18 protein-coding genes and 1 pseudogene are annotated in these 17,199 nt (G+C 55.6%); 8 read left to right on the top strand and 11 right to left on the bottom strand.

Annotated elements, in window-relative coordinates:
- Together ACR0LY_RS19920 and ACR0LY_RS19915 are read left to right on the top strand one after the other, a co-directional pair.
- Positions 1-130, top strand: a pseudogene (locus ACR0LY_RS19920) (bifunctional methylenetetrahydrofolate dehydrogenase/methenyltetrahydrofolate cyclohydrolase); the annotation flags it as partial.
- A 170-nt stretch (positions 131-300) separates the two neighbouring features.
- Entirely contained in the window at positions 301-609 is a 309-nt protein-coding gene (locus ACR0LY_RS19915; protein WP_170352103.1) for a hypothetical protein, read from the top strand.
- On the opposite strand, the gene ACR0LY_RS19910 is transcribed toward ACR0LY_RS19915, so the two are convergent.
- Entirely contained in the window at positions 594-1,436 is an 843-nt protein-coding gene (locus tag ACR0LY_RS19910; RefSeq protein WP_170352104.1) for a DMT family transporter, read from the bottom strand. The genes ACR0LY_RS19915 and ACR0LY_RS19910 overlap by 16 nt on opposite strands.
- Positions 1,437-1,577: 141 nt before the next feature.
- On the opposite strand from ACR0LY_RS19910, the gene ACR0LY_RS19905 reads away from it, so the two are divergent.
- A complete protein-coding gene (locus tag ACR0LY_RS19905) occupies positions 1,578-2,012 on the top strand; it encodes a group II truncated hemoglobin (RefSeq protein ID WP_170352105.1) in 435 nt (144 codons plus the stop codon).
- A 10-nt stretch (positions 2,013-2,022) separates the two neighbouring features.
- On the opposite strand, the gene ACR0LY_RS19900 is transcribed toward ACR0LY_RS19905, so the two are convergent.
- From ACR0LY_RS19900 to ACR0LY_RS19870, 7 genes are all read right to left on the bottom strand, one after another.
- Positions 2,023-2,733: a type 1 glutamine amidotransferase gene (locus ACR0LY_RS19900; RefSeq protein WP_170352106.1), complete on the bottom strand. Its 711-nt coding sequence runs from the start codon at positions 2,731-2,733 to the stop codon at positions 2,023-2,025.
- Positions 2,734-2,797: 64 nt separating this feature from the next.
- Positions 2,798-4,126, bottom strand: a complete 1,329-nt coding sequence (gene glnT / locus ACR0LY_RS19895) for a type III glutamate--ammonia ligase (protein ID WP_170352107.1) — start codon at positions 4,124-4,126, stop codon at positions 2,798-2,800.
- Positions 4,127-4,205: 79 nt separating this feature from the next.
- A complete protein-coding gene (locus ACR0LY_RS19890) occupies positions 4,206-5,534 on the bottom strand; it encodes an FMN-binding glutamate synthase family protein (RefSeq protein ID WP_170352119.1) in 1,329 nt (442 codons plus the stop codon).
- Positions 5,535-5,554: 20 nt separating this feature from the next.
- Entirely contained in the window at positions 5,555-6,238 is a 684-nt protein-coding gene (locus ACR0LY_RS19885) for a GltB/FmdC/FwdC-like GXGXG domain-containing protein (protein WP_170352108.1), read from the bottom strand.
- A gap of 1 nt (position 6,239) precedes the next feature.
- Complete coding sequence (locus ACR0LY_RS19880) at positions 6,240-7,169, bottom strand: class II glutamine amidotransferase (protein WP_170352109.1); 930 nt, start codon at positions 7,167-7,169, stop codon at positions 6,240-6,242.
- Between the two features lie 146 nt (positions 7,170-7,315).
- Positions 7,316-7,531 (bottom strand): hypothetical protein, encoded by a 216-nt coding sequence (locus ACR0LY_RS19875; RefSeq protein WP_170352110.1) that lies wholly within the window; start codon positions 7,529-7,531, stop codon positions 7,316-7,318.
- A gap of 11 nt (positions 7,532-7,542) precedes the next feature.
- Positions 7,543-8,916 (bottom strand): ammonium transporter, encoded by a 1,374-nt coding sequence (locus tag ACR0LY_RS19870; RefSeq protein WP_170352111.1) that lies wholly within the window; start codon positions 8,914-8,916, stop codon positions 7,543-7,545.
- A 342-nt stretch (positions 8,917-9,258) separates the two neighbouring features.
- Between ACR0LY_RS19870 and ACR0LY_RS19865 the strand changes: the two genes are divergently transcribed.
- Genes ACR0LY_RS19865 through ACR0LY_RS19845 form a run of 5 tightly spaced genes read left to right on the top strand, consistent with a single transcriptional unit; the run spans position 9,259 to position 13,622 of the window.
- Complete coding sequence (locus ACR0LY_RS19865; protein WP_170352112.1) at positions 9,259-10,404, top strand: aminomethyl transferase family protein; 1,146 nt, start codon at positions 9,259-9,261, stop codon at positions 10,402-10,404.
- A 55-nt stretch (positions 10,405-10,459) separates the two neighbouring features.
- Positions 10,460-11,056, top strand: coding sequence for a dimethylamine monooxygenase subunit DmmA family protein (locus ACR0LY_RS19860; RefSeq protein WP_170352113.1), 597 nt, complete (start codon positions 10,460-10,462; stop codon positions 11,054-11,056).
- A complete protein-coding gene (locus ACR0LY_RS19855) occupies positions 11,053-12,015 on the top strand; it encodes a PDR/VanB family oxidoreductase (RefSeq protein ID WP_170352114.1) in 963 nt (320 codons plus the stop codon). The genes ACR0LY_RS19860 and ACR0LY_RS19855 overlap by 4 nt, the downstream gene beginning before the upstream one ends.
- A gap of 13 nt (positions 12,016-12,028) precedes the next feature.
- On the top strand, positions 12,029-13,096 hold the full coding sequence (locus ACR0LY_RS19850; RefSeq protein ID WP_170352115.1) for a heme-dependent oxidative N-demethylase family protein: 1,068 nt from the start codon (positions 12,029-12,031) through the stop codon (positions 13,094-13,096).
- Positions 13,097-13,124: 28 nt separating this feature from the next.
- The gene (locus ACR0LY_RS19845; protein ID WP_170352116.1) at positions 13,125-13,622 is read left to right on the top strand and encodes a GNAT family N-acetyltransferase; all 498 of its coding nucleotides are present in this window, start codon (positions 13,125-13,127) and stop codon (positions 13,620-13,622) included.
- Here ACR0LY_RS19845 and ACR0LY_RS19840 read toward each other — a convergent pair.
- The 3 genes from ACR0LY_RS19840 to ACR0LY_RS19830 all read right to left on the bottom strand — a co-directional run bounded on the left by ACR0LY_RS19840 (position 13,600) and on the right by ACR0LY_RS19830 (position 17,050).
- Positions 13,600-14,256, bottom strand: a complete 657-nt coding sequence (locus ACR0LY_RS19840) for a helix-turn-helix domain-containing protein (RefSeq protein ID WP_170352117.1) — start codon at positions 14,254-14,256, stop codon at positions 13,600-13,602. The genes ACR0LY_RS19845 and ACR0LY_RS19840 overlap by 23 nt on opposite strands.
- Positions 14,257-14,781: 525 nt before the next feature.
- Entirely contained in the window at positions 14,782-16,065 is a 1,284-nt protein-coding gene (locus ACR0LY_RS19835; RefSeq protein ID WP_170352118.1) for a glycerate kinase type-2 family protein, read from the bottom strand.
- Between the two features lie 7 nt (positions 16,066-16,072).
- A complete protein-coding gene (locus ACR0LY_RS19830; protein WP_170351950.1) occupies positions 16,073-17,050 on the bottom strand; it encodes an HpcH/HpaI aldolase/citrate lyase family protein in 978 nt (325 codons plus the stop codon).
- Positions 17,051-17,199 lie beyond the last annotated feature (149 nt).

The raw sequence follows: 17,199 nt of genomic DNA, 5'->3' as shown, positions 1-17,199 counted from the left end.
ACGCGCCGGAGCGATCACACCCGTGCCCGGTGGCGTCGGACCGATGACCATCGCCTGCCTGCTGGCCAACACACTGACCGCCTGCTGCCGCGCCAATGCCTTGCCAGAGCCCGAAGGCCTGACAGCTTGAGATTTGCTGCCGTTCTTCGTTCAGGCGGTAGCAAGTCGGCCAGTTCCAAAGTGCTACAATATTGGCGTTTGGCGGGCCGCGCCACGCGTATGGTGATTGTATCAATTGGCCACTCTTCGACGAATGTTGCACGCGTCCGCGCTTTAATAACCCGCGCGGCACAAACAGACATGGCGCTGGATCAGCAATTCTGGGGCAAAGATATGTCGCAGGACGAATGTCAAACTCAGATCAAACAACTGAACGGGGCGGTGGACGTCTATGCTGTGCTGCTTTTACCTGACGTGCCTGCGCATATTGACGTACGCAACCTGCGAAGTGAATTACAGAGACACAAAGACCTCATTCGCCCCGGGGCATGGCACTATCCCGGACCCGTTCGTCCGGGCGAAGTTGATTGCATACTGAACAGTGCGATCGCAGCCCATCAGGCCCATAGGATTGCGCTGGATAAGAGAGATGCTCAGGTCGCGAGATAGCCAATTCCGACAAAAGCAATGATGCATCCAAGCCATTGAAAGAAAGCCATTTCCTCTCGCAAAATTGCCCAGGCCAAAACAACGGTCAACAACCCGAAGATCGAGGCTGCAACGGACGCATATTGGGCATTAGGCAACCCACCGGCAGACACGACGCATAGAATCGCCACCGCATCGAGCACACCCATTAGGCACAACAGGGGCAGGGCGCGTTTGCCCGGCCAAAGCGACTTGCGAGATGCAACGGCGATTGCTGCCAGCACAGGGATAGCGGTTAGACGGCCAATAAGTGAAACAGTGAATTCGTCGCCCAGTTCAGCTGCATATTGACCCAAAGCGAACGTTGCAGCGAACCCGATTGCAGCAAGTATGGAAAAGGCAATTGTCGGCCCGGCGGCAGGGTATTCCGTACTGTCGTCCGTTCGGGTTGATACAATGGATACGCCGGCACCAATGGCAAGGATCGCCAGCCATTGCCAGATGCTGACCTCGGAACCGCGCAATATTGCGATTGTGACAGACAAGACCGGATAGCTGGCGACAAGCGGAGCGACAAGACGTACAGGCCCGCGCTGAAACGCAGCATACATGCTGAGGCCAGCCAGTAAGTAGAAGCCGCCCGCTACAACCGCGTATGACACGGCCTTGGCGGACATGGGGGCGAACCCAACCCAGATTGCCACAAGACCGAACTGTAACAGCGCCCCTGCAACCAGCACGGCCATCAATGCGGCAATGACACTGACGGACTGGCTGACATATCGCACGGCAAAATCGTGAAAACCCCAGCACAATGCTGCCAGCAGTCCCAATGCAAGGGCACTCATCCGGTCGCCTCGCGTAGCTGAGAATGCCTGTAAATTTCGTATCCTTCTTTCGATATCAACCGCGCCAACATGTCACTGGTGATAAACTTATTTTCCTGATATGCAATATTTATTGACAGCGGCAACTCGGAGAAGAGACCTATGTCATCGGCTTTGGATCAACTCGGTGGCGAAGAAAAGCTGCGGACTCTTGTCGAGCGGTTCTACGACCGAATGGAGACCGACCCGGCGGTGCATTCGCTGCACAGGCTACATTTTCGCGGTCATGGGTTGTCTCATACAAGACAGGCGCAGTTCGAATTCCTGAGCGGGTTTTTGGGCGGTCGTGCATATTATCGTGAGCGATTTGGTCATATGGACTTGCGAGAAATCCACGCGCATGTGCCGATACGTGAAGCGGATGCCGAGCTTTGGCTGGAAACTTTTGACGCCGCGTTGGCAGATTGCGAAATGGACGGTCCAGTGGTGGACAAAATGCGCACAACATTGCGCCGCGCTGCGCTGATGCTTGTCAACGATGTCCCCGATTGGAGGGTTGAAGCAGACAGCGAAAAGAACCTTGAGGTTCCCGGTTGATCGCGTGTGATCAGATCTGTCGCAATCTGTTATAGATACTGGATGTTACCTTGAATTGTTCTTCAACTATTTTGTCGCTGTTAGAAACCATTTCCCACGCTGCATCTGCAGAGCCAAGCCAATCAACAGCGCATTGATGGTTAGCGGGGTCGCCCATCCACGATTGGATCGTGCCCTGAACAAGCTCGGGGTGAAATTGTACGCTCCACGCACAGTCCGAAACCCGCAATGCTTGAACAGCAGAGGCATCAGATTGTGCCAGAATTGATGAGTCGGCTGGCAGATCAACAGCTTCAACTCCATGCCATTGAAGCACCCGGAATTGATGAGGCAAGAGCTCGAACAGCGGATCACCCCGCGTGTTATCAGTCAGATTGATGGAATGCACACCGATCTCGGGCTTTTGCATGCGTGCGCATTTCCCACCCAGCGCGTCAACTAAAAGTTGGTGGCCCAGACAAATACCAAAGTAAGGACGTTTGAAGTCTTGAACCCAAGTCCTGATTGCTTGCTTCTCACGCACAAGCCATGGGTTAGCTTCGATTTCCCAGACGTCCATCGGACCGCCCAGAACAAGAAGCAAATCAAATTCGTCGAGCTGCGGGATCGGTTGACCATCATAGAGATGCACAATGCTGGCCGTATCACCGCATGACGAAATGTGCTCCAGAAATGCTCCGGGGTTTTCGCCCGGCGTATGCTGGAAAATCAGTATGTTCACGAGGTGCGGGTCTCTGCCTAACCGAAGGGGTGGGGCAGCAGAATTTCTGCAGCCCCTGATTTGTTTAGATGTCGAGTGTGTGGTCTTTTTCCCAGCGTGAGAAATGACTGACGAAGGAGTTCCACTCCTGGTGTTTCATTTTGAGGAATGCGCTTGAGAATTCCTGACCCATCATGGCTTTCAGCTCAGTATCGTTGTCGTATTCGCGCAATCCGTCGAGCATGTTCAGCGGCAGTTTAGGGGCGTCGGTGACGGTGTGTCCTTCGGCATACATGTCGATGTCCCAACGCCGTCCCGGATCAGCCTTCGAGCGGATGCCGGACAGGCCCGCGGCGATGATGACCGCCTGCAGCAGATAGGGGTTGGTGGCCCCGTCGGCCAGACGCAACTCGAAACGGCCCGGGCCGGGAACTCGGACCATATGGGTGCGGTTGTTGCCAGTCCAGGTCACGGTATTGGGAGCCCAGGTCGCGCCCGACATGGTGCGCGGCGCGTTGATGCGCTTGTAGCTGTTCACGGTCGGGTTGGTGATCGCGGCCAGAGCACTTGCATGTTTCATGATCCCGCCCAGGAAGTACTTGCCCTGTTCACCCAGCCCAACCTCGCCAGTCGGGCCTTCGCCTTCACCGGCAAAGACGTTCGTTTTGGACTCTGCCCCAGGCGCATCCCAGACCGAGATATGGGCGTGGCAACCATTACCAGTCAGCCCTTCAACGGGCTTGGGCATGAAAGTAGCGCGGAAGCCGTGTTTCTCGGCCACCGACTTTGTCATGAACTTGAAGAAGGAGTGCTTGTCCGCGGTGCGCAGGACATCATCGAACTCCCAGTTCATTTCGAACTGGCCATTGGCGTCTTCGTGGTCGTTCTGATAGGGTCCCCAGCCCAATTCCAGCATGTAGTCGCAGATCTCGCGCACCACGTCATAGCGGCGCATCACCGCCTGCTGATCATAGCAAGGTTTTTCGGCGGTATCGAACGGGTCGCTGATTTGCTCGCCATCAGGGGTCAACAGGAAGAACTCGGCCTCGATGCCGGTCTTGACATGCATGCCCATTTCGGCGGCCTCGCCGATCAGGCGTCTCAACACGTTGCGTGGAGCCTGAGCGACGTCATTGCCTTCCATCACACAGTTGCCAGCAACCCAAGCCACCTCGGGCTTCCACGGCAATTGAATGACTGAGGAGGGGTCCGGCACTGCCAACATGTCAGGATGCGCCGGGGTCATGTCCAACCAGGTAGCAAACCCGGCAAAACCCGCGCCATCTTCTTGCATGTCGGCTATCGCCTGTGCGGGCACTAGCTTAGCCCGCTGCCCACCGAACAGGTCGGTGAAAGAGATCATGAAGTATTTGACGCCTTTTTCTTTTGCGAAAGCTGCGAGATCTGTCGTCACGATGGCTTTCCTTTCCCTGTTGTTTTTCGTTGTTCAAATGCAAAACGCGGCCCTTGTCAGAGAGCCGCGCAATTATTTTTCAGAACCCTTCTTTGCCCGGGTACCAGCTGGTACCGGCCAATGGCACTCGGGCCATCGCGGCTGCCTCCATGGTCAGGGCGCATAGGTCTTCGGGTTCGAGGTTGTGCAAGTGGTTGTGACCACAGGCCCGCGCGATGGTCTGTGCCTCAAGCGTCATCACCTTGAGATAGTTGCGCAGACGGCGTCCGGCCTCGACCGGGTTTAGACGGGCGGCAAGATCGGGATCCTGTGTAGTAATGCCTGCTGGATCCTGACCTTCGTGCCAGTCGTCATAGGCTCCGGTGGTAGTGCCCAGCTTCTGATACTCGGCTTCCCATTTCGGATCGTTGTCGCCAAGCGCCACTAGCGCGGCGGTGCCAATGGCCACCGCATCCGCGCCAAGCGCCAAAGCTTTGGCAACATCGGCTCCGGTGCGGATTCCGCCCGAGATCACCAGCTGAACCTCGCGATGCACACCCAGATCCTGCAGCGCCTGCACGGCAGGGCGAATGCACGAAAGCGTCGGTAGGCCCACATGTTCGATAAAGACGTCCTGCGTCGCGGCCGTACCGCCCTGCATCCCGTCCATCACCACCACATCGGCGCCGGCCTTTACCGCCAATGCCGTATCATAATAGGGGCGGGTCGCGCCAACCTTGACATAGATCGGCACTTGCCAGTCTGTAATCTCACGCAATTCGAGGATCTTGATTTCCAGATCATCCGGGCCGGTCCAGTCAGGATGGCGACAGGCCGAGCGCTGGTCGATACCCTTAGGCAAGGTGCGCATTTCGGCCACACGGTCGCTAATCTTCTGTCCCAGCAGCATACCGCCGCCACCGGGTTTGGCACCCTGACCGACCACGATCTCGATCGCGTCGGCCTTCCTCAGGTCGTTTGGGTTCATGCCATAGCGCGAAGGCAGATACTGGTAGACCAGCTTGCTGGAGTGACCGCGTTCCTCGGGTGTCATACCGCCGTCACCGGTGGTGGTTGACGTGCCAGCTGCCGATGCGCCCCGGCCCAAGGCTTCTTTCGCCGGGCCAGAGAGCGCGCCAAAGCTCATGCCCGCAATGGTGATCGGAATGTCCAGTTCGATCGGCTTCTTGGCAAAGCGCGTGCCCAACGTTACCGAGGTGTCGCAGCGTTCCCGATAGCCCTCCAACGGATAGCGTGACACCGACGCGCCCAGAAACAGCAAATCGTCGAAATGTGGCACCTTGCGTTTGGCGCCACCGCCGCGAATGTCATAGATGCCAGTCGCGGCGGCGCGACGGATCTCGGCATTGATCGGGTTGGAAAATGTCGCCGACTGGATCGGCAGGGTGCGGGGGATCTGATCGTCCATATCTTTCATACCCTTCTTCCTCAGTAAGCGGCGGAATTGTCGATGTCGAAGTTGTACAGTTCGCGAGCTGAGCCGTAGCGTTTGAACTCTTCCGGACTGGCGTCCGCGCCTGCGCGATCCAGCAGGTCCTTCAGAATCTCCAGGTGCTCGGGGCGCATCTCTTTCTCGATGCAGTCAGCGCCGAGACTTTTGACCGAGCCGCGCACGAACAGTCGCGCTTCATACAGCGAGTCGCCAAGCGCGTCGCCTGCATCGCCACAGACCACAAGGTTACCGGCCTGTGCCATAAAGGCCGACATGTGGCCGATACTGCCATGCACAACGATGTCGATGCCTTTCATCGAAATTCCGCAACGCGAGCTTGCATTGCCCTTGATCACAAGCAACCCGCCATGACCCGTGGCCCCGGCATACTGGCTGGCATCGCCATCGACGATCACCTGACCGGACATCATGTTCTCGGCCACGCCAGGCCCGACCGAGCCTTCAACCTTGATCGTCGCCTGCTGGTTCATGCCAGCGCAGTAGTAGCCGGTGGACCCCTTGACTGTCACTTCGATGGGCGCGTCCAGCCCGACGGCAATCGCGTGGCTGCCCTTGGGGTTCACAACTTCCCAGCTGGTTTGGTTCGTCTCGGTGGATTGCGATTGCAGCGTTGCGTTCAGCCCGCGCAGGCCGTTTGCTTCAAGATCATAGGTCTGCATGTCAGGCGGCCTTTTCCGTCGTTGTCGGGCTGTCATTGTGGGACCAGAAGTAAACCGTTGCCGGTTCCGGCTCCCAGACGCGGGCGTCTTCAATGCCGGGCAGGTTCACAAGCGCCCGATATTCGCTGCCAAAGGCCACGTATTGATCGGTCTCGGCCATTACTGCCGGTTTGCAGGCGATCGGATCGCGGACCACGCCGAACCCGTCCTTGGTGCCGACAACAAAGGTGAAGAAGCCATCCAGATCCTCAAGGCTGCTTTCCAGCGCCTCACCCAAGGTGGCCCCGTTCATCATCTTCCAGGTCAGATAGGCGGCACCGACCTCGGTATCGTTTTCGGTTTGGATTACCACTCCTTCGCGACGCAGCTTGCGGCGCAGCGAGTTGTGGTTTGACAGCGAGCCGTTGTGAACCAGACACTGATCGGGTCCGGTGTTGAACGGGTGCGCACCCATCGTCGTGACCGCAGATTCCGTTGCCATGCGTGTATGACCAATGCCATGCGTGCCGCTCATGTTGCTGATGTCAAAGCGCGCGGCCACGTCTTTGGGTAGGCCAACTTCCTTGTAGATCTCCAGCATCTCGCCCCGGCTCATGATCCGGACCGAAGGCCGGATCTCTGCCAACGCGGCCCGTGCCGCTTCAAACTGCCCGGCCGGAACGTCAAGCACAGTGTGCGTGTCATTATCAGTCTGGCTTACCACCAGGCCCAAGTGCTGCCCCAGCTCTTCGGCTAGACCGGCAAAGTCGTCCTTTGGATTGGGCGACTGCAGCGTCATCTTAGTCTTGCCACCTGATTCCTCACCATAAATCGCAATCCCCGCGCTGTCGGGGCCGCGATCCGTCATCGTGATCAGCATGTCTGTCAGCATATTGCCCAGGTGGGGCGCAAGAGACTGGTCTTTGAGGAATAATCCAACAATTCCGCACATGGCTGGCAGATCTCCTTGTGTGTTTCGTTATGATTCTACGGTACCAACAATTCAAACGGACATCAATAATCATAGGAAATAAATTTTCCTGAGAGGCAATGGGCAAGAATTTAGATTTATGCCCATTGCCAGCTTTCAAAGCCGGATCAGTATCGTTCCAGCTGTGCTTTCACTTTTTCTTCATCGCCGGTGTGACGGGCTTTCTCAAGGTGCTCGCCTTCCCGGACAAATTGGATGCGATGCCATCCGATCCAGAATATGACTCCCACAATGACCATCAGAACTTCGTAACCTTGGAAGGGATAGATTGGTCCGACTTCGGCCAGATCCACGGCCCAATTTGTATATCCATTGGTAGACATATTTTTCTCCCTTACTTAGCTGCTACGCCACGGGCAGCCAGTTCTTCCTTGTCGGCTGCAATAATCGCGGCTTTGGCGTCTTCGTAGGCATGGTGTTCAGCGTAATCGAGACCCTGAAGTTCAACTTCTTCCGGGATGCGCAGAACACCAGCGGCCGATTGAATTTTTGCCAGAATCCAACCTGGCAAGAAGCCAAGAACAAAGAACATGATGACAGCACCAGTGATTTGACCGACCGGGTTAATCGTCGCGTAGCCTTCATATGGAGAAGAAGGCACACCCCAGAGGACAAAGCCCGAAATCACCAAGCCAACGAACCCTGCGTAGCCATGCACGGCGACAGCCCCAACGGCATCATCCAGCTTGAACCGACGCTCAACCCAATAGTGCAGTTTGTAAACGATCACGACACCGATGGCGGCAATGATCATTGCCTGGATCGGGTGATACAGATCGTTACCTGCCGAGGCGGTGATAATTCCGGCCAGACCGCCCGAGAATGTCCAGAAGGCGTCGCCTTTGGAAACCACATACGCTGCCATCAATCCGCCAGACAGCGACATCAGGAAGTTGAAGGTAATCGCGGAGAGCGTAGTTGGGGCCAGATAGATGTTGGTTGCGGTCCAAGTCACACCTGTGATTTGGCCGTCGATTGCCTCAGGCGAGATCGCTGGAACGTTACACGCGGCGTAGAAGCCCCAGAAACCAGTGTAGATAAGGAATATCCCGATGGTTAGCATCCAGGGGTTGTGCGGCGGAATATCCCGCGGCGTACCGTCCTTGGCAAATTTACCCAGGCGTGGGCCCAGAACCATAATCACGCCAAGCGCGTAACCACCTGCAATCGCGTGGATAACGCCTGAAGCATAGGCGTCGTGGTATCCAAGAAGGCGTACCATCCAGCCGCCATAGTGCCAGCCCCACGCAGCGTCTATGATCCACCAGACAGAACCAATCATCACAGCATGGACCCACAGGGCAGAAGATCTGATCCGCTCGATTACAGAACCTGAAACGATCGAGGCGGCAGTCCATGAGAACAGCAAGAACGCGGCCCAGAAGACGCCGGTGATTCTGTCACCTAAATTGGTCGCCATCGTATCAGCCCAGGGCAGATTGGCAGCGCCCGCTTCGGTGTCCAGACCGCCCCAGAACGGAAAGTTCGGAAAGGCCCAGTAAATCCACCATCCAAAGAAGAAGAATGTGACCGTTACCAGCGGGATGATCATGATGTTTTTCATCAATGTGTGCATATGGTTGCGGGCACGACTGGCACCGACCTCGTACATGCAAAAGCCCACATGGATCAGGAACATGAAAACGACCGTTACCCAGTAGTAGAACTCGGTAAAGACCGTCGTTAGTGCATTTAGATTACCATCCACTTCGTAGTCTCCCTGTTGTTGCAGCAGGAGGTCTTTCTGCGAAGAATTTCCTGCTGGGAATATTTATCTACTCAGGGGACAATTTCATTGGCGACCTGTCAATAGATATGTGGGGCAAACATCTTTTAGGCATTTGGTTCATGCACTTTTAGGCCCATCGAAATTCAACCCATGGCATTGATAAATAACCACTTATGTCATTCTCGGTAATTTGTATTAGGGTGCACAAATTGCAGCCTAATATTCCCAACAGGAAAAAAATCTGCACATGGGTGTTGATTTTCAATCTGACATCGGCCTCAATATGGTCAACAAAAAAGCAATCAACGGGAGAGCTGAACAATGGCCATTCTTTGGAGGACGTCCGCCCTTGCGCAGCGCCATGCCGAGATCGGCGGCGAGTTAGAAGACTGGAACGGTATGGGAACCGCATGGTTCTATGACCATAGCCCGGAACGCGCCAAGGCGGATTACGAAGCCATCCGTACTAAGGCCGGTCTGATGGATGTGTCGGGTCTGAAAAAGGTTCACGTGGTCGGCGAAGATGCGGCTTATGTTATTGACCGCGTTACCACGCGGAACGTGGAAAAGATCATGCCGGGTCGGTCGACTTATGCGTCGATCCTGAATCCCGAAGGCAAGTTCGTTGACGATTGCATCATCTACCGCCTGTCAGTGAACACATGGCTTGTCGTGCACGGCACAGGAACGGGTATGGAGCAGCTGACATCAGTGGCGGCTGGCAAGAATTGTTCGGTCATCTTTGACGACGACATGCACGACATGTCTTTGCAGGGACCGGTTGCGGTGGACTTCCTGGCCAAGCATGTTCCCGGAATTCGTGATCTGGCCTACTTCGGTATCATGCAAACCAAGCTCTATGGCTGCCCGGTGATGATTTCGCGGACCGGCTACACCGGTGAACGCGGGTACGAGATTTTCTGTCAGGCCAAGCATGCCGTGCACCTTTGGGACAACATCCTGGCCGAGGGCAAGGATATGGGCATCGTTCCGGTCCAGTTCTCGACACTCGATCTGCTGCGAACCGAAAGCTACCTTCTGTTCTATCCAGGCGACAATTCGGAAACCTATCCGTTCGACGATGAAACATGCGGAGATACGCTTTGGGAGTTGGGCCTGGAATTTACAGTCTCACCGGGCAAAACTGGTTTTATCGGTGCTGAGAACCACTACGCCTCGAAAGGTAAAGAGCGGTTCAAGATCTACGGTGTCAAACTGGACGGTACAATTCCGGCGGATGAGGGTGCGGATCTGCTGCAAAACGGCGAAAAGGTCGGCGTTGTCACCTTCGGCATGTATTCCGAGATCAATGGCCACAACGTAGGTATCGCGCGGATGCCAGTCGCCTGTGCCTCACCCGGCACCCAGCTGACGGTACGAAACGGCGACGGGACAGAAATAGCAGCGACTGCGGAAGAGATGCCGTTCTACGACCAGGACAAATCTATCAGAACCGCAAAGGGCTGAGTTTAAGGGGGCGCAACGGACACACCGAGGCGCCCTTTTTCTATTTGAGGGCAAAATGTCAAAGTTCGAATTTCCCAAGTCAATCGCAAGCCGCCCGGTCTGGGGTACGCTAGAGGTTCGCTCAGGTGAACATCATCTCATGATCGCCGAGGCCGAAGGGGCCGAAGCCGTTCTTGACATCGCGACACCTGACCTGATGGCCAAAACCCACTTGATCTATATTCCCAAAGGGACGGATTTCACGACAAAACTGCAAGCGCTGAATCCCGCGCAATTCTACGAAGGCCCGTCCTATGAGGCCGCGCTACAGCGCATTCGCCGTGTGCTGGAGGACGCGCATATGGGGTTGCAGGTCTATCTGACCGGCACAGAGGGCATGATGGGTCAGGCTATGAATGAGGTGATGGCCGTTGGCTTGCCACATACCGCGATCCAGACCGAGCATCGCGGCACGACTGCGCGCCGTATGCAATGTGTGCACTGCAAGGGCATTACCGATGATGTCGAGGTCGATCCGTTTGTCTGCTCGCACTGTGGTTTAAACCTTTTTGTGCGCGACCACTATTCCCGCCGCCTTGCCGCCTATCAGGGCGTCCGCGTTGACGCCGAGGATCATGGGAACGTGCCCGAGCCGAAGGGAATCTACGAATGAGTGGCGCAGAGAAAATTCAGGTCAAAGTTACAGAAATTACCCCGCTGAACGAATTGGTAACACGGTTCCGGTTCGAACGCGTTGACGGCAGTCAGTTGCCAACCTTTTCGGGCGGTGCACATACCGTGGTCGAAATGCAGGATGGCGGCATCACGCGGCTCAACCCTTATTCCCTAATGTCCGATCCGTTCGATCAATCATCCTATACGATCTCGGTTCGCCGCGATGATCAGGGCAGGGGAGGGTCGTTGTTCATGCACCGTCAGGTCAAGCTGGGCGACGAGATGACCATCAGCTACCCGGTCAACCTGTTCTCGCTTGATTTGCGGGCCCGCAAACATCTGTTTCTGGCCGGTGGTATCGGAATCACCCCGTTTCTGGCGCAGATCAAACAGCTCGAACTGCTGCACGGTCATTGGGAGCTGCACTATGCCTGTCGCAATCAGGCGCTGGCATCTTATGCGGATCAACTGACAGACAGGCATCCAAACGAAACGCATCTGTATTACGACGATCAGAATCAAGCGATTGATCTGGAAAACCTTCTCAGCGGGCAACCCCTGGGCACGCATGTCTATGTCTGCGGACCAAAGGGCATGATCGATTGGGTGCGCAACACTGCCGCCGCCGAAGGCTGGCCCGAAGATTGCGTGCATTACGAAGAGTTCTTGGCGCCTCAGCCCGGCAAACCGTTCGAAGTGCGTCTGGCGTCTTCCGACAAGGTCATTCATGTGGGTGAAAACGAAAGCCTTCTGGAGGCTATCGAACGCGAAGGTGTCGACGCCCCGTATCTGTGCCGTGGCGGGGCCTGTGGCCAATGCGAAACCGTTGTGTTGGATCACGACGGCAATTTTGTTCATCGCGATCACTGGCTGACCGACGAAGAAAAGGCAGCAGGCAAGAAAATCATGCCCTGCGTATCGCGTTTCGAGGGCAAGTCCCTCGTGCTGGACCGCTGAGAGGAGGCCCACCATGACCATTCAATTCAACGACGAGTCCTTCCGCGACGACTATACGTTCCACAACTCGGAATGGGCGATCAAACGCTTTCCGTTTCCGTTCCACGAAGACAGCTACATGTATTCGGTCAACATGGAGCAGCATAGGGGTGGCCCCAAGGGTTCGGTCTATGAGATGCGGTTCGACGTAGACGAACATTACGTGTCCGAGATGAAAGACCGTGCGATCGTTCTTGATCAGGACCCGCTGCGCTGTCAGTCTCTGCCGCATATGACCTTGGCGGGCTGGGACCTGCTGGAACTGATCATGGTCAGCAAATCCGAGGACTACCCGGACCTGTTCGAACTGCACCGTAACGGCAACCAGTGGCGCTGGATCAACAAGCCACTGGGGATCGATCACAGCTTTACCTTCATGGATGAAACCACGCTGCCTTACGGGCCGATGGAGTACATTACCCGTCAGGCGCAAGGCGATTTCGCAGTGCTGGACCAGCGGGACGAGATGTTGTGGATGGACGCTGGTATGGTCACGACCCAGGCCGATTGGAGCCTGGATTTCGACATCGGCATGAATTTTTTCGAATGGCACGCGCCGGTTCCAAAAGCCCATGAAATGGGGATTTTCAAGCGCGCGCTGAAGTTTCTGCTGAACATTCAACAGGGCGCTCCAGCACGGCGGCTGAACTGGACCATGACGGTGAACCCGCTGTTGGATACCAGCCCGGAAAACTATCACAAATGGGGCATCCAAAAGACCACACTGACGCCCGAAAACATAGCCCATAAGCAGCATCTTCGGGTCGAATTGCAAACATTCTTCCGATTGCCGCGATCAAACGCGCTAGTATTCCCAATCCGTTGCTATCTTTGCAGTTTTCAAGATCTGATGACGGTTCCGAAATGGGGTCGCCGGCTGCACCGTGTTGTTCGCGACCTTCCGGTTGAACTCGCCACCTACAAGGGGTTTATCGACAACCGCCCAATGATGTTGGACTACCTTAGTCAGTTTGACGACGGATTACCAACCTCTCCCGGTATATGGCCGGATCTGGAAACCGAGCCGCCTTTGTCAAAGTAAGCGATCACCTTGACGTGTCTTGGCTCATATGACTGATGCAGGCAAAACACCTTGGCTCATTCAGCCCGATGACTTCGCATTGTATGACGCGCTTGCACTGCTTCGCGCGTCATTTCGGTATATGGATGCCCGAATTAATCCTCCTTCGTCTATCCATAATCTAACAGTGGAAGGAATGCAGGCGCATTGCAGGGGTGGTGGTGAAATCTGGGCCATGGGCCAACCGCTATTCGCGTGCATATTTTTGACGCCCAAAGCCAACAGCTTGTACCTAGGAAAGCTGGCGGTGAAGGAAGGAATGCGGGGGCGGGGTATCTGCCGCACTTTGGTAGATCACGCTGCAAGTCGTGCAGCAGACCTTGATCTATCAGCGTTGGAACTGGAAACGCGCGTGGAACTCACTGAAAACCACCGTGTGTTTTCAAGGCTTGGATTTACAATCGTAAGTGCCGGCAGCCACGTCGGCTATGACAGACCCACTGATTTCTTGTTGCGCAAGCCGGTCAATTTGTCTGCGGATAGCTGATCACTGAAATGTAGCGTGCCGGCAGATTCACCAACCGTTCCGGACCATGCGGTGCGTCGGCGTCAAAGAACAAGGTGTCACCCGGTTTCAGGGGGTAAATCTTGTCTCCGTGACGGTAATCTACCTCGCCTTCCAGCATGTAGATCGTCTCGATTCCATCATGTTGAAATGTTGGGAACACGTCGGATTCAACGGTCAGGGTGATCAGGTAGGGCTCTACGATTACCCCAGAACCGTTGGCACCAATATGCCCCAACAAATTATATTGATGATTGGCGCGTGTTCCTTCGCGCTCTAACTCGACGCCCTCACCCGCTTTGGTATGAACCGCCTCGCGGCGCTCTTCAAATTGTCTGAAAAAGCTTGTCAGAGGAACTGAAAGCGCATCAGCAAGCGATTGCAAAGTTGTCAGGGAAGGCGATGTGTTCCCGTTTTCGATCTTGGACAGCATACCAATCGACAATCCGGTCAGCTGAGCCAATTCCGCGACCGTAGTATTCTGCTTTTTGCGAAAAGCGCGAACCTCGCGACCAATGGCAACTTCAAGAACTTTTTCTCTGTCACCCGAGCGAACAGAATGCGGATCCTGTGTCAGATTTGTCGCCATTTCTTTGTCGTTTTTTTTCAATTTCATTCTTTCAATGTCTTGCTACACTTGTCCGAACGGGTTCTGCAACAAGACGACGCGCATTACCCAATCCAACTCGGTCTACCATAGCACCATTTTTTCCTGCTAGTAAAATAATGATGCTGACAGAAAAATTCTAGAACTCAAATTCCTATGACTAGACGGTATTCCCGATAGCATGCCTGACCTCTGTGATAGAACCGCCGTGGGTAGCAAACGAGAGTGTACCGAATCTGGATAATTGGTTGTACTAAGGCCTGAACGTTCGCATTGAAAACAACCATCTCTAACTCCGAGAGTGAGACAAAAAGGGGCCGCTCGAAATTCGAGCATCAGAATTTCTTTGTCGACTATAAGTTGGTGTGACGACTCCCCGACACCCCTGATCACTTTGTTATAGTTCGGCTTGGGTTCGAAATGGTTCCCCGCCAGCATCCAGCAATTGTGGTCGGTGTGTGTCTCTTTGATGAGTTTGAAACCTGAAGATCGCTTAATACGGATCTAAGTATCTGCTGATCTATTCGCGGGCTTTCAAACGTTAGACCCAAGCAGCATTACCTGAATGTCGGCTACATTGGTCCCGGTCGCTCCGGTCATCAGAAGATCACCAGACTGCGTCAAAGCCTTATGACTGTCGTTGCTCGCCAACAGAGCGGTAGGGTCATGTCCCGACGCGCGGATTCGGGTGAGCGTCCCTGCATCCACTATCGCGCCAGCTGCCGAGGTTGGGCCATCGCGGCCATCCGTACCACCGCTAAGAAAAACCCAATTTCCGGGTATCGTGCGGTCTTGCGTCAGTTGGGCGACGCGCAGTGCCAATTCCTGGTTGCGCCCGCCGCAACCCGTTCCTTGCAGACGTACAGTCGTTTCACCACCAAAAAGCAGGGCGGTTGGGCGGTTCGAAGTGGCAGACAAGGCTGCTTGGAAAATCCGTTCAGCCGCGTCGGACACATCTCCAATCAACGCGTCGGACACAATTTCAGTACGGTAGTTCTGCGCCGCATAGCGAAACGCGGCTTCCAAACTAATTGTGTTCGACCCAATCAGGCTATTTGTTGCCTCAACTGCTATGGAATGTTCAGGAATACTCTTCTCCAGATGGGCACGGACGGCTTTTGGTAGCCGGTGCCAGATCCCGGCCTCGATGCAGGTTCTGCGGGCGTCCGCGTGGCTGCCGATTGGTAAGGCGGTTGGTCCGCTGGCTACGGCCCGAAGATCATCACCGATAACATCCGACAGGATATACGCCGTGATCGGGGCAGGTGCGCCGTGCAGCAAAAACCCGCCGCCTTTGAGCTGGCTCAGGTGCTGGCGCACAAGGTTCATCTGAACGATGTCCAGCCCGGAAGACAACAAAACCTCATTGACCGCAATTTTGTCCAAAAGGGTCAAACCATCAACAGGCGCGGGAACCAAGGCCGACCCCCCGCCGGAGATCAGTGCAATGATTTGATCCTGCTTACGTGCTGCGCTGAGCAATGCGATGATCTGTCGCCCGGCTTTCAAACCGCGTTCATCCGGGATGGGGTGCCCGCTGGTCAAAACCGTCGCACCGGGGACTTCGCTCCGGTTGTCGCTATAGGTTACGATCAGGGCGACGTGATCGCCCTGAACATGCTGCAATGCCTCCTCCATCATGGCAGGGGCAGCCTTCCCAATTGCAATCAGGATGCTGCGCCCGCCATGTTCTGGTGATGGCAATGGGGCTGATTGCAACCGCTGGCGCAGGCACTTCGCCGGGTCCGCCGCAGCGACGGCTTCGGCAAAGATGGCGGCGGCTCTATCGCGCAGCGATATGGACGATTGCACAGTCATGATGCGATCAAGCCGCTGCGATCTGGCCTGCTTTTTCGACCAGCACTTCGGCCTGACGGATTGAGGCATAGTCGATCAGACGGCCATCCAGAGAAACCGCGCCTTTGCCCGCCGATTCAGCCTCGGCCATGGCGACAAGAATGCGCTGTGCCTTGGTGACTTCGGCCTCGGATGGCGACATGACCTCATTGGCCAGGGCAATCTGGCTGGGGTGGATTGCCCATTTGCCTTCACATCCCAGAACCGCCGCGCGTTTGGCAGCCGCTCGATAGCCGTCGGGATCCTGAAAGTCGCCAAATGGCCCATCGATTGGACGCAGTCCGTTGGCGCGTGCCGCAACCACCATGCGCGCCAGCGCATAGTGCCACATGTCACCCCAATGGGTCAGACGGTCACCATCGGCATCTGCGTCGGTCAACACGGAATAATCGGGGTTCACGCCGCCGATGATCGTGGTTCGTGCGCGGGTCGAGGCCGCATAGTCAGCCACTCCGAAATGCAGGCTTTCATTGCGTTTGGAAGCTGCCGCAATCTCGCTGACATTCTGCATCCCAAGCGCGGTTTCGATGATGTGTTCGAACCCGATCCGTTTCTTGTAGCCTTTGGCGTCCTCAATCTGCGTTACCAGCATATCGACCGCATAGACGTCCGCAGCGGTGCCAACCTTGGGGATCATGATCAGGTCCAGCCGTTCGCCAGCCTGTTCGACCACATCCACCACATCGCGATACATATAATGCGTATCCAGCCCGTTGATCCGCACCGACATGGTTTTGTTGCCCCAGTCGATATCGTTCAACGCCTCGATGATGTTCTTGCGGGCCTGTTCCTTTTCATCAGGCGCGACCGCGTCTTCCAGATCGAGGAAGATCACATCTACATCTGATTGTGCGGCCTTTTCGAACATACCGGGTTGGCTGCCCGGAACGGCCAGTTCGCTGCGGTTCAGGCGGGCAGGGGCTTGGTCGATATTGTGAAAGCTCATGGGTAAGGGTCCTTCGTCTTACAGGTTCGGGTATAGAGGGAAGCGCGCGCAGAGGTCTGCGACCTCGGCTTTGACCTTGGCTTCGACGGCGCTGTTGCCGTCTTCGCCATTGGCGGCCAGCCCGTCGACCACTTCGATGATCCAGTCGG

The organism is Ruegeria sp. BC5, from assembly GCF_056539205.1.
Note: the sequence above shows the minus strand (reverse complement) of the source record. Positions and strands in the feature narration are given on the sequence as shown.